Consider the following 11,854-nt stretch of genomic DNA (forward strand, 5'->3'; position numbering starts at 1 on the left):
GATATAACGAATGAAGCCTTCTATTGTCGCAAAACTAGAAGCATTACAAGAACGCTACGAAGAAATTGAAGCGCACCTTGCTGATGCGGGTGTGATTGCTGATCAAGACCGTTTTCGTGCTTTATCAAAAGAATATGCTCAATTAACGGATGTCGCGAAGTGTTTTACTGCGTGGCGCTCCGTTCAGGATGATATTGAAACAGCTCAAATGCTGTTAGATGATCCTGAAATGAAAGAGATGGCTCAAGAAGAGCTAAAAGAAGCCAAAGAGCGCAATGAAGAGCTAGAGCAACAATTGCAATTGTTGTTACTTCCAAAAGATCCTGATGATGAATATAACTGCTTTGTGGAAATCCGCGCGGGTGCGGGTGGCGATGAAGCGGCAATTTTTGCAGGTGATTTATTCCGTATGTACAGCCGTTATGCGGAAAGTAACCGCTGGCGCGTTGAGCTGATGAGCACCAGTGATGGTGAGCATGGTGGATACAAAGAAGTTATCGCAAAAATTTCGGGTGATAGCGTGTATGGTCGCTTGAAGTTTGAATCCGGCGGTCACCGCGTACAACGTGTTCCTGAGACGGAATCACAAGGTCGTATTCATACCTCCGCATGTACTATTGCTATCTTACCTGAGCTGCCAGAAGCAGAATTACCGGAAATTAGCCCAGCGGATTTACGAATCGATACTTTCCGTTCATCGGGGGCGGGGGGCCAGCACGTTAACACCACCGACTCCGCAATTCGTATCACTCACTTACCAACGGGGATTGTGGTTGAGTGTCAGGATGAACGTTCACAACACAAAAACAAAGCGAAAGCGATGTCTGTATTGGGTGCGCGTATTCGCCAAGCTGAGATGGATAAACGCCATGCAGCGGAAGCCTCCGAACGCCGTAACTTATTAGGCTCCGGTGACCGTTCAGACCGTATTCGTACTTATAATTTCCCACAAGGTCGAGTCACGGATCACCGTATCAACCTTACGCTGTACCGTTTGGATGAAGTGATGGAAGGAAAACTGGATACATTAATTCAGCCTATCATCAATGAATACCAGGCTGACCAGCTTTCTGCTTTATCTGAGCAGGACTAATGCGTTATAGCGAATGGTTACAGCAGGCAGTCGTCAGACTGTCTGCCAGTGATAGCGCTAAACGAGATGCGCAGATCCTGTTGCAGCACACCACAGGGCGCAGCCGTACCTATATCCTCGCTTTCGATGAAACCGAACTGACTCCCCATGAGCAGCAGCAATTAGAGGCGCTATTAGCCCGCCGTGAACAAGGGGAGCCGATTGCTTACATTGTGGGTGAACGTGAATTCTGGTCACTGCCGCTGTATGTATCACCCGCCACCTTGATCCCTCGTCCAGATACTGAATGCCTTGTTGAGCAAGCGTTAGCGCGACTGCCACAGGAAGTGTGCCGTATTTTGGATCTTGGCACAGGAACGGGGGCTATTGGGTTAGCTTTGGCGTCAGAGTTACCAAATAGTCGTGTAACGGGCGTGGATTTTAACCCCGATGCGGTAGCGTTAGCGCAACGAAATCAACAACGTTTAGCCATTTCAAATATTCAGTTCTCACAAAGTGATTGGTTTACTTCACTACCAAATGAACTATTTGATATGATTGTGAGTAATCCACCTTATATTGATAAGAGTGATATTCACTTGAGCCAAGGTGATGTGCGTTTTGAGCCATCAACGGCGTTGATTGCTGATAATCAGGGTTTTTCTGATTTAGCACACATTATTGCCACATCAAAACAATACCTAAAACAACAAGGGTGGCTGCTGCTTGAGCATGGTTGGCAGCAAGGTTTAGCAGTGCGAGAGCTGTTTAATGAAAATGGGTACACCAATGTCGGGACCTGTCTGGATTATGGTGGTAAAGAGCGAATTTCCCTTGGCCAATGGAATGGTTAAGCGGGCAATTGCAGTGGAATTGTAATGAAAACAATAGCAAATATTGAGTTTAATCAGTTACCGTTAAGCGAAGGCATTATGATGGTTTCACAAATCATTCGTGCTGATTTTCCGTTTATGCAGGTACAAACGCAATTAGATGATTTAGTCACTAAAGCGCGTGAAGCGATGGATTTGGCGGCAGATAACCAGTCAAAGATAGAGCAACTGATTGCACTATTTTATGGTGAGTGGAAATTTGGTGCTGCGGATGGCATTTATGCGCTATCTGATATGCTGTGGTTAGATAAAGTTTTAGCCTCTAAGCAAGGTACTCCAGTCTCTATTGGCTCAATTTTCTTATTTATTGCTGAGCAGTTTGATTTAGAGATTGAAGTGGCGATTTTCCCGACTCAATTACTCTTTGTCTCGACAAAACGCGATGGTTCTCAGTGGTTTATTAACCCTGTTAGCGGTGAAACATTATCGCAACACACATTAACTATGTGGCTAAAAGGCACCGTTGATCCATACTCCGAATTTATTTTTGATGAATTGGATGTGGCTGAACATAGCATTATTGTTCGCAAAATTTTCGACACATTAAAAGCGGCGCTGATGGAAGAGAAAAAAATGGAGATGGCATTAAAAGTCTGTGAGACATTGCTGATCCTCGATCCTGAAGACCCTTATGAAATTCGCGATCGAGGGCTTATCCTCGCGCATTTAGATTGTAACCATGTGGCGCTGAGTGACCTTAACTATTTTGTTGAGCACTGCCCAGAAGACCCTGTGTCGGAAATGATTAAAATTCAAATTTATTCACTGGATAATCTTCCAGTTGTACTGCATTGATTAACGTATAGACAGTTTTTGTCTTCCTATAAAGGGTAAGAGTATGCAACAGAAAGTAGTCAGTATCGGTGATATTAAGGTCGCAAACGATCTGCCATTTGTTCTGTTTGGCGGCATGAACGTACTTGAGTCTCGCGATATGGCGATGAAAGTGTGTGAGCATTATGTCACTGTGACACAAAAATTAGGCATTCCGTATGTATTTAAAGCCTCTTTTGATAAAGCTAACCGATCATCTATTCACTCTTATCGTGGACCAGGTCTGGACGAAGGGCTAAAAATCTTCCAAGAAATCAAACAGACCTTTGGTGTAAAAATCATTACCGATGTTCATACTCCAGAGCAAGCTCAGCCAGCCGCAGAAGTGGTTGATGTTATCCAACTGCCTGCATTCTTAGCACGCCAAACTGACTTAGTTGCGGCGATGGCGAAAACTGATGCGGTGATTAACATCAAAAAACCTCAGTTCATCAGCCCAGGCCAAATCGGCAACATCGTTGAGAAGTTTATCGAAGGTGGTAACGATAAAATTATCCTGTGTGACCGCGGCGCAAACTTCGGTTATGATAACTTAGTGGTTGATATGCTTGGTTTTAACGTCATGATGCAGGCTTCTAATGGTTGCCCTGTGATTTTTGACGTAACACATTCACTGCAATGCCGTGATCCATTTGGCGCTGCATCAGGTGGTCGTCGTGGTCAAGTTGCTGAACTGGCAAGAGCGGGAATGGCAGTAGGGTTAGCTGGCCTATTCCTTGAATCTCACCCAGACCCAGATAACGCGCGTTGTGATGGTCCTTCTGCATTACCATTAAATAAATTAGAGCCATTCTTACAACAAGTTAAAGCTATTGACGAAGTTGTAAAAAGCTTCCCTACGTTGGACACCAACAGCTAATCATCGTTTGAAATGCAATTAAATGATGTTGTTTCCATGTTCGGCGCTGATCTCCAGCGCCGATATGGTGAAAAAATTCATAAAGTCACCTTACATGGTGGCTTTAGCTGCCCAAACCGTGATGGCACGTTGGGACGAGGTGGCTGCACGTTTTGTAATGTGTCATCCTTCAGTGATGAGAAACAGTCTGAACAACCCATTACCCTTCAAATCCAGCAACAAATTTCCCGAATCTCTCGTGCCAATCGCTATTTGGCGTATTTCCAAGCCTATACCAGCACTTACGACGAAGTACATCGCTTAAAACAGCTGTATGAAGAGGCGCTACAACAGGCTGATATGGTTGGTTTATGTGTAGGCACTCGCCCTGATTGTGTGCCTGACGCAGTATTATCATTGCTGGCGGATTATCGCCAACAAGGCTATGAAATTTGGTTAGAACTCGGCTTACAAACCGCTCATGACAAAACATTGCACCGTATTAATCGCGGTCATGATTTTGCTGCTTATCAAGCGACAACGCAAAAAGCTCGAGCGCTGGGACTCAAGGTTTGTACCCATTTGATTTGCGGTCTACCAAACGAAGATGCAGCCATGAACATGCAAACATTAGAGGCGATTTTGGCGTGCGGTACTGATGGCATCAAACTGCATCCATTGCATATTGTTGAGGGCAGCATTATGGCAAAAAGCTGGCGAGCAGGCCGTTTAACAACACTATCTTTAGAGGAATATACCGCAACTGCAGGTGAGATGATCCGCCATACTCCCACCGATATTTTGTACCATCGTATCAGTGCCAGCGCGAGAAAACCGACACTATTAGCGCCACAATGGTGTGAAAACCGTTGGGTAGGCATGAACAGTTTGTATCAGTATTTGCTCACTAATGGTGGGCAAGGCTCTGCGTTATAGCGTCTCAAGAACCGTTTTAAAAGTATTGTTTACTCAGACGTATTAACTTTTATAAATAATAATAAGGCACCTATGTACCCAATCCTCTCCACTATTAAAAATACCAGCCGCCAATTTTGCTTAGGCGCGGTGGGCTTAATGTTCTCACTACATGCAATGGCGCAATACGATATTACGCCTGAAGATAAGAAAATATTTGAACAGACCAAAACGGCGGCTCAAAACAATGACGCTAAAGCACAATATGAATTAGCTGGAATGTATTTGTCGGGAATTGGTGTATTACAAAATCAAAACAATGCCAAGTTATGGGCAGAAAAATCAGCACAAGCAGGCAATGCAGATGCGTATTCACTATTGGCGGATATTACGTTAATTAGTGGGGATAGAACGTTTACTGAGGAGTTTGTCAAAGCCCGTGAATATGCGACTAAAGCCGTTGCTGGTGGGAGTATTCGAGGAAAGATAAGTTTAGCTGAAACGTTGATTACGCCTGAGTCGGGTGACGTTGATTACCCACGCGCCATTACGCTACTTGAGGAAGTGAGTGCATTAAATGACAAAGATTATTTTAATGCGCCTTTATGGCTAGGCATCATTTATTATGATGGAAATGGGGTGCCGCAAGATGAGAAAAAAGCCTTGGAGTGGTTTGCGAAAGCGGATGCATTAACCTTTGCTGGCTTTGCAGAAGGTATGGCTTCATTTCAATTTAATGATGGTAACAATGGTGCCGTCAGAGATGACGAACAGAAAGCGACAAAACTCCGTGGAATAGCTTGCGAATTAGGTAAAACCGAAGGTAACGAAATGTACTGCTACTGATCTTTAGCCTACATGATGGAATTGAAAATGCCGCCCTTGTTCAGCAAGTGCGGCATTTTTATTGTCAGCGTTAAGCTAATAACACGGTAGCGTTGTTATGACTTAAGCTGCTTTTTATTTTCCTGAATCTGATGAACTTCTTCTAATGCACTTTTCAGTGAATTTTGGAAGCTGAGCACGCCATCAATCGGACGAACATTGGCACGCGCTAATGTTTTCAGCGGCTGGAATGGAATATCACACACAATAATGTGGGTGTCTTTACGAACGATATCAATAAATTTATGGAAGGCTTCTAACCCACCAGCATCAAATACTGGCACGGCATCCCACTGCATCACAATTGTTTCATAGCCATGACTTTTCACCCGTAGTTCATCAAAAATGCGCTCTGCGGCAGCAAAGAACAGTGGCCCATTCACTCGCACAACCAGCAGGCTTTTATCTTCTTGAGTCTCTGGTAACTGAGTCACGCGTGTCATATTGGCAATTCGACGCATAAATAGTAGCGATGCGATAACAATCCCGACAGTGATGGCAATAACCATGTCAAACAGGACGGTCAATGACATACACAGCAGTAAAACAATAATGTCATCTTTTGGAGCGCGGCGGATCAACGTGAACACTTTGCCAGCGGCGCTCATATTCCAAGCCACAATAAGCAGTAGAGAAGACATTGCTGCTAGCGGTAAATAGGAGAGTAACGGCGCTAAAATAAGCAAGGTCAGCAACACTAAAATAGAGTGTACAATGGCGGAAATAGGGGATGTTGCACCTGCACGAACGTTTGCAGCTGAACGGGCAATCGCCGCGGTTGCGGTGATCCCACCAAAGAATGGGGCGGCAATATTTCCTAGCCCTTGACCAATAAGTTCACTATTGGAATGGTGCTTTTTCCCTGTCATGTTGTCGAGTACGACGGCACACAATAGGGACTCAATTGCACCAAGAACAGCCATCGACAATGCGGCAGGCATCAGTGCGGTGATCATCGACCAACTGATTGGTGCACTACCCGGTAACTCCCAAGGCAACATAAACTGCGGCAGAATAGGTGGAATACCGTTACCTTGAGTTCCATCAGGTAATAAATAGCTAAATTTAGAGCCGATAGTTTCCACCTGTATATCAAACAGGGTTAGCCCCCACATGATCAGGGTACCGACAATAATTGCAGGTAAGTGTCCCGGTAGGCGAACTTTGAGTTTAGGCCAGAAAATCAGCACCAATAAAGTCGCAAGCCCAATTAAGGTGTCACTGTATTGCAAGGTTGGAAATGCTTTAGTCAGCGCAATTACTTTATCCACATAGTTTTCAGGGACATGCTCCATATGCAGACCAAAAAAATCTTTGATTTGCATGGTCGCAATCGTAATCGCAATCCCCGATGTGAAGCCAAGCGTGACGGACACAGGAATATATTCGATAAACTTACCGAAGCGAGCAAAACCCATCGCCAGCAAGATAATCCCTGACATTAATGTCGCGACTAATAAGCCACTGAGACCATATTGTTGAGATACGGGGTATAAGATAACCACAAAGGCCGCAGTTGGCCCAGAAACGCTGTAACGGGAACCACCCGAAATCGCGATAACAATCCCCGCAATGGCGGCGGTGTAAAGACCATATTGAGGTGGAACACCACTGGCTATAGCGAGTGCCATAGCCAGTGGAATTGCAATAATCCCAACGGTAATACCCGCAATTAAATCCTTCATAAAGCGGGCTGCGGTGTATTTCTCTTTCCAACAGGAATCAATCAATGCGCTAAAAGGGCGCAATCTATTAATATTTTTTGTACTCATTAAAAAACCCTACCAAAATAACAGGGTGAAAAATAAACGAAATGAAGATATGAGGATACGCCTAACTGAATCAAAAAAATGTGTTATTTATCAATGAAACTACAATTATCATAACGCTTTCAGTATTAAAAGTAAAAAAACGTTATTTACTCCGTTAAATATCATTAAACGTATTTAAAATAATTATTAACTATCGATTTGCTATTTTAAACAGCGATTTAAAAGGCGTGATAATTAATTAATAGTAAATTTACCGTTTATTTAAATATCATCCAAAATGAACTAAAAAATAAGCGAAAATAATAACCATCCCCACAAGAGAACCACGCAATAACTGGCACGCTGAAATAATTTACGAGTACCATCCCAGCGACTTTCCATGCTTCGGCTTTCTGTTTTTTGAACCACAGAGGATTGAGGAAACAGGAGCCCGAGAGCATTATCAAATGCTTGGGTATCTCCTTGGCGATAAATTAGCGTGAAGAAATGGTGGTCAAGCCATAGGCGGAAAATAAAGTATTGACTGGCAAAAAACAGCCCGACACTCACCGCGAGGGCAAAATGTGATATCGAATCATGAAGCAGTAAAGCGAATTGCCCCAATAACGCGAGGATGGCCCCTACGGCAAAATAGCGCCAACTTGCGGTGAATACCACAATCACATCTCCTTGGTTTTTATCCATCAGTGAACTCATTGGTGTGTTCTCCGTACATGAAATTGCTGATACCAGTGATGTAACTGCTCAACAGTCGCTGAATTTAAAATCACCTGAGGGCGAACTTGTTCCACATGGGCGATTGCCTCATTGATATTTTTTGCCATGTTTTGATGCACCATCCAAGCCACAACCACCGTCGCACTACGGGAATAACCTAACTTGCAGTGAACATACACCGAGCCACTTTGGGCGAGTCTATCCATAGTCGTAACAGCTTTATCAATATCCTCGGGGCTTAGAGGTAACAAATCAATTTGTGGCTGGCTACAATAATTTTTACCTTGGCTGTAGTTATTGCGAGGCCACTCGCAAGTCATATCGAGAACGGCTTGAGTTTGCAGCGGATATAACGGGCGTCCTCCCAAAACAATTTTTTCGTTCACCATACTGGGTTGCTGACAGCGCTTGGCATAGTAATGATAGGTACCCCAAGCAATTAGGCGATAAGGAAGTAAAACTAATGTGGCAGAAGGAGAAACCTGTCCAGAGGCTGTTTTCTGGAATACCGAAGCACCAGCACCTAAATAGCCTAGTGTGACGAAAGTTAAGGCTATTGCAGGCCATAGGAGCCACCATGCTGCACCTTGCACGAAAAAGGCGAGAGCATAGCAGGTGATAGCGCCAAGCCCATAGTTTTTCGCTATTTTCAGGCTACGAGGGCTACCGGTATAGCGCCATTGCCAGCGAGTGTTAATGGGTAACAAGTAGCTGATGACGACACCAACGGCGAAGCCAGTGATCACGTCGATAAAATGGTGCTGCCATGTGGTAAGAACGGAGATCAAAATAAGGAGTGACCAACTGTGTAGTACCCAGCGCCATTGGGTTGGAGTATGCGCCCTAAAACGTAACCACAGTAACCACAGTAAAATAATATGCAGGGAAGGGGCTTGGTTATAGGGTAAGTCAAACAGCTCTAAGCTATCGAACATCCAGCCGAATGCTCCATTGGTTTCTGGGCGAGGAAAGCTGAATTTAAGTGGAAAAAGTAAAAAGCCAGCACAGGCGATGAGGGAGGCAGCAACTAAACGCAAACCATGGATACATTGCTCACGACGGGTGACACAGATAAACAAGGAAAGCCCATAGAACAGATCGATGCTCCAATAGGGAATGATGGTCCATGGCAAAAATGGAATGTGTGTTTCCCACCCATACACATAAGAGGGCACATTGAGCAGTGTCGCGGTGTAATTATTGACTTGCCCATAGGTTAAAAAGAAAAAAGGGGCTAAGAATAGCAACCAAAATAATCCATAGAGCCAAATCTGGCGTCGTGATGTCGGGCGCGTATCTTGGGCTAAATGGATCATGGGGTCGGTTCCTATCCTTATTAATCGCATCTCGATGCATTTAAAATGCACCAATAAGTCATTTGTAAGCCAAGTGAGATATTTTCAGGCCAAATGAATTTCGGAGAGATAAAAATACAGGTTATTGGTGATGATACCAATAACCTGTTGGTTAAAAAGATAAATTATTAGCGGCGTCTTGCAAGGGAAACGCTAAAAATGCCCCAGTTGTCGATGGATTGTGTGATTTTTTCGAAGCCAGCTTCTTCGACTAAAGCATCCATTTCGCCTTGGCTACGGCAGCGCATTACCCACGCTTGCCCACCTTGGTGACTTGGCAGAACTCGAGCGATCATCTCAACTTGTGGGTGCCATGGCTGGCAGGTATAGACGAGTAAGCCGCCGGATGGAATGGCACGGGAAAGCCCATCAAGGGAAGCGCGGATCAGCTCATTGCTTGGGAAGAGCTCATACAGACCACTGACAATCCCCAGCGTCGGCGCTGGAGAAACTGCTGCGAGATCGTCGGCATCAAATGCATTACCTTCTTCAAAGCGAACTTTATCCTCTAAGTAACGCTCTTTGATGTGTAAACGGCCTTGCTCAACGTTAATTGGGCTGTAGTCACGCAGTAGAACGGAATCGACTTTTCCGTAGTCATTAATGGCATCAAAGATGTAGCGGCCTTGGCCTGCGGCAATATCCATAATACGAACAGGCTTTCCGTTATTAGTCAGTTCACGAATAGCTTGGCGAATAATGTTTTCAATGTTGACTTTACGCTGGCGGATCCCTTGCCAGCCAATACTGTTGAGGTACTGCCTATCGATTATACGACCAAATAGACCGGAACCTTGCGCCTCATTGCGATAGACATAGTCGAGGGTAGAACCCGAGTCAAAGCCTTTATCGTAGCCAATACGCACGCCTTCAGATGCTTTACCCAATGTGCTCATGGCCTTGCTCATGATCTTATAAGCAAGATTTTTCGGGCAGTACTGTGGCAGCGGCACACTCAATGAGCGGAATTCGTCGGCACTGGTGCTCCAGGTATCTTCGAATTGGTAATCATGTTGATACAGTGGCAGAGCGAATAATTTATCAACAAATTGACGGATCATTTCGATAGGAATGTGGCGCTCTTTTTCACCTAATGTGTCGTGATAAAAACCGGGAAGAATATGCTTCTCTTTAATTGGGGTATTTAGGCGCTCATAAAATTGATGCTGTGGTTTATGGTGCACCACATGGTCACTACCAGAAATAAACAACTGGGTTGGCAAAGTGATGGCTGCAGCATCCGCGACCACACGGTCTGCAGTTGTATACAACTCCAGAAGAATGTTCACGGCAATTGGGCGCGTGATCAGTGGGTCATTGTCAAACGAATGAATGCGTTGCTCATCGTGGGTTAAAAACTTGGCTTTTACATAAGAATTAACGTAGAACAAACCGCGAATTTTTTGCATTAACCCTAAGCCTGTACGGGCAAATGGGACGTACAGTTTGACCTTAAATGCCGGGGAAGCTAGCACCATACCACGGATTTTAGGCGCATAATCATGCACCCATGTAGAGACCAAGACTGCCCCAACACTTTGACCAATAACAATAATATTTTCGAGTGGGATCTGATATTGCTCTGATACGTAATGGACAAATTCATCTACATCACGGATGGAAGTGCCTAGAGATGGGCTATAGCCACGAGGACCTTCATTACGACCGTGTCCACGAGCATCCCACGCAAACATAGCAAAATCAGGGAGGTTCAACTCATCCACTAAATGCGCAACACGACCAGAGTGCTCATGACCACGGTGAAACAGAATAATGGCTTTATCGGTGATTTGTTCAGTTGGCCAATAACGATAAAACAAATTGGTATGATCACTGGTGGTAAATTGAGATTCGACAATGGGACGTTGAGTCGAATAGTCAGTTTGAGCGTTCATAATTCTTCCTTAATTATTTTCCGATACTGCACTTAATTCAGTCAGTGCGCGGCGAATACGGTTATAGCAGGTATAGAACAACAGCAGTGCAAGGATGACGAACAGGATATTGATCCAACTTGCGGTCATCAGTTGCGGAAAAATACAGACAAACAACCCGAGCGCGCCAAAAACAAAAGCACGATCGCTTTTGCCTACGGGACCATCGTAACGACGAGATGCCCCAATCGCTTGAGCAATGACGCCGATAAATTCAGTCAAAACGCTGAGGAATAGGATCAGTAAAATCCACCAAAATGCGTGCGGGAAAATCAGCACGAAAGGCAGGTATAAGGCAACATCGGAAATGACGTCTCCTAGCTCATTTAGCATTGCGCCAAGGTGACTTTTTTGGTTATGTTCACGCGCTAGCATGCCATCAATAGCATTGAGCGCCATACGAATAAAAAGGACAAACGGCAGCAGGATAAACAAATAAGGGCTAGGGAAAATGGCTAATAGAGCGCCAACGATAATGGATAACCCTAATGCTGCGAGGGTGACTTGGTTGGCTGTAATTCCCGCTTCAAAGAGCTGACGAACGATAGGGCGTAACAGATTCTGAAACTTCGGCTTCAGATCATAAATGGTCATTCACTCATCCTTAAAATATACCGCATAGCGTGCAGTTTAGTGCTA

11 protein-coding genes are annotated in these 11,854 nt (G+C 44.6%); 6 read left to right on the forward strand and 5 right to left on the reverse strand.

Features of this window, described 5'->3' with window-relative positions; genetic code table 11:
- Positions 1–10 precede the first annotated feature (10 nt).
- The 6 genes from prfA (at position 11) to LDO73_RS08205 (ending at position 5,398) form a co-directional block, all read left to right on the forward strand.
- A complete protein-coding gene (prfA, locus tag LDO73_RS08180; RefSeq protein ID WP_224060960.1) occupies positions 11–1,093 on the forward strand; it encodes a peptide chain release factor 1 in 1,083 nt (360 codons plus the stop codon).
- A complete protein-coding gene (prmC, locus tag LDO73_RS08185) occupies positions 1,093–1,926 on the forward strand; it encodes a peptide chain release factor N(5)-glutamine methyltransferase (protein WP_224060961.1) in 834 nt (277 codons plus the stop codon). The genes prfA and prmC overlap by 1 nt, the downstream gene beginning before the upstream one ends.
- A 24-nt stretch (positions 1,927–1,950) precedes the next feature.
- On the forward strand, positions 1,951–2,760 hold the full coding sequence (locus LDO73_RS08190; protein WP_224060962.1) for a tetratricopeptide repeat protein: 810 nt from the start codon (positions 1,951–1,953) through the stop codon (positions 2,758–2,760).
- A gap of 43 nt (positions 2,761–2,803) precedes the next feature.
- Entirely contained in the window at positions 2,804–3,658 is an 855-nt protein-coding gene (kdsA, locus tag LDO73_RS08195; RefSeq protein WP_224060963.1) for a 3-deoxy-8-phosphooctulonate synthase, read from the forward strand.
- A gap of 12 nt (positions 3,659–3,670) precedes the next feature.
- Positions 3,671–4,573: a TIGR01212 family radical SAM protein gene (locus LDO73_RS08200; RefSeq protein WP_224060964.1), complete on the forward strand. Its 903-nt coding sequence runs from the start codon at positions 3,671–3,673 to the stop codon at positions 4,571–4,573.
- A 72-nt stretch (positions 4,574–4,645) separates the two neighbouring features.
- Positions 4,646–5,398 (forward strand): tetratricopeptide repeat protein, encoded by a 753-nt coding sequence (locus LDO73_RS08205; RefSeq protein WP_224060965.1) that lies wholly within the window; start codon positions 4,646–4,648, stop codon positions 5,396–5,398.
- A 95-nt stretch (positions 5,399–5,493) separates the two neighbouring features.
- On the opposite strand, the gene dauA is transcribed toward LDO73_RS08205, so the two are convergent.
- The 5 genes from dauA to LDO73_RS08230 all read right to left on the reverse strand — a co-directional run bounded on the left by dauA (position 5,494) and on the right by LDO73_RS08230 (position 11,809).
- Positions 5,494–7,209: a C4-dicarboxylic acid transporter DauA gene (dauA, locus tag LDO73_RS08210; protein ID WP_224060966.1), complete on the reverse strand. Its 1,716-nt coding sequence runs from the start codon at positions 7,207–7,209 to the stop codon at positions 5,494–5,496.
- A gap of 282 nt (positions 7,210–7,491) precedes the next feature.
- On the reverse strand, positions 7,492–7,905 hold the full coding sequence (locus tag LDO73_RS08215; protein WP_224060967.1) for a hypothetical protein: 414 nt from the start codon (positions 7,903–7,905) through the stop codon (positions 7,492–7,494).
- Positions 7,902–9,242 carry a phosphatase PAP2/dual specificity phosphatase family protein gene (locus LDO73_RS08220; protein ID WP_224060968.1) on the reverse strand — a complete coding sequence of 447 codons (1,341 nt, stop codon included), beginning with the start codon at positions 9,240–9,242 and terminating at the stop codon, positions 7,902–7,904. Before LDO73_RS08220 ends, LDO73_RS08215 begins: the two co-directional genes overlap by 4 nt.
- A gap of 167 nt (positions 9,243–9,409) precedes the next feature.
- A complete protein-coding gene (locus LDO73_RS08225; RefSeq protein ID WP_224060969.1) occupies positions 9,410–11,176 on the reverse strand; it encodes a bifunctional alpha/beta hydrolase/class I SAM-dependent methyltransferase in 1,767 nt (588 codons plus the stop codon).
- A gap of 9 nt (positions 11,177–11,185) precedes the next feature.
- Positions 11,186–11,809 (reverse strand): CDP-alcohol phosphatidyltransferase family protein, encoded by a 624-nt coding sequence (locus tag LDO73_RS08230; RefSeq protein ID WP_224060970.1) that lies wholly within the window; start codon positions 11,807–11,809, stop codon positions 11,186–11,188.
- Between the last annotated feature and the right edge of the window lie 45 nt (positions 11,810–11,854).

The organism is Providencia alcalifaciens, from assembly GCF_915403165.1.
Taxonomy (GTDB): domain Bacteria; phylum Pseudomonadota; class Gammaproteobacteria; order Enterobacterales; family Enterobacteriaceae; genus Providencia; species Providencia alcalifaciens_C.

Bases quoted from the DNA above. Each gene is read 5' to 3' on its own strand.
- prfA (WP_224060960.1), top strand. From the start codon at position 11: ATGAAGCCTTCTATTGTCGCAAAACTAGAAGCATTACAAGAACGCTAC.
- prmC (WP_224060961.1), top strand. From the start codon at position 1,093: ATGCGTTATAGCGAATGGTTACAGCAGGCAGTCGTCAGACTGTCTGCC.
- LDO73_RS08190 (WP_224060962.1), top strand. From the start codon at position 1,951: ATGAAAACAATAGCAAATATTGAGTTTAATCAGTTACCGTTAAGCGAA.
- kdsA (WP_224060963.1), top strand. From the start codon at position 2,804: ATGCAACAGAAAGTAGTCAGTATCGGTGATATTAAGGTCGCAAACGAT.
- LDO73_RS08200 (WP_224060964.1), top strand. From the start codon at position 3,671: ATGCAATTAAATGATGTTGTTTCCATGTTCGGCGCTGATCTCCAGCGC.
- LDO73_RS08205 (WP_224060965.1), top strand. From the start codon at position 4,646: ATGTACCCAATCCTCTCCACTATTAAAAATACCAGCCGCCAATTTTGC.
- dauA (WP_224060966.1), bottom strand. From the start codon at position 7,209: ATGAGTACAAAAAATATTAATAGATTGCGCCCTTTTAGCGCATTGATT.
- LDO73_RS08215 (WP_224060967.1), bottom strand. From the start codon at position 7,905: ATGAGTTCACTGATGGATAAAAACCAAGGAGATGTGATTGTGGTATTC.
- LDO73_RS08220 (WP_224060968.1), bottom strand. From the start codon at position 9,242: ATGATCCATTTAGCCCAAGATACGCGCCCGACATCACGACGCCAGATT.
- LDO73_RS08225 (WP_224060969.1), bottom strand. From the start codon at position 11,176: ATGAACGCTCAAACTGACTATTCGACTCAACGTCCCATTGTCGAATCT.
- LDO73_RS08230 (WP_224060970.1), bottom strand. From the start codon at position 11,809: ATGACCATTTATGATCTGAAGCCGAAGTTTCAGAATCTGTTACGCCCT.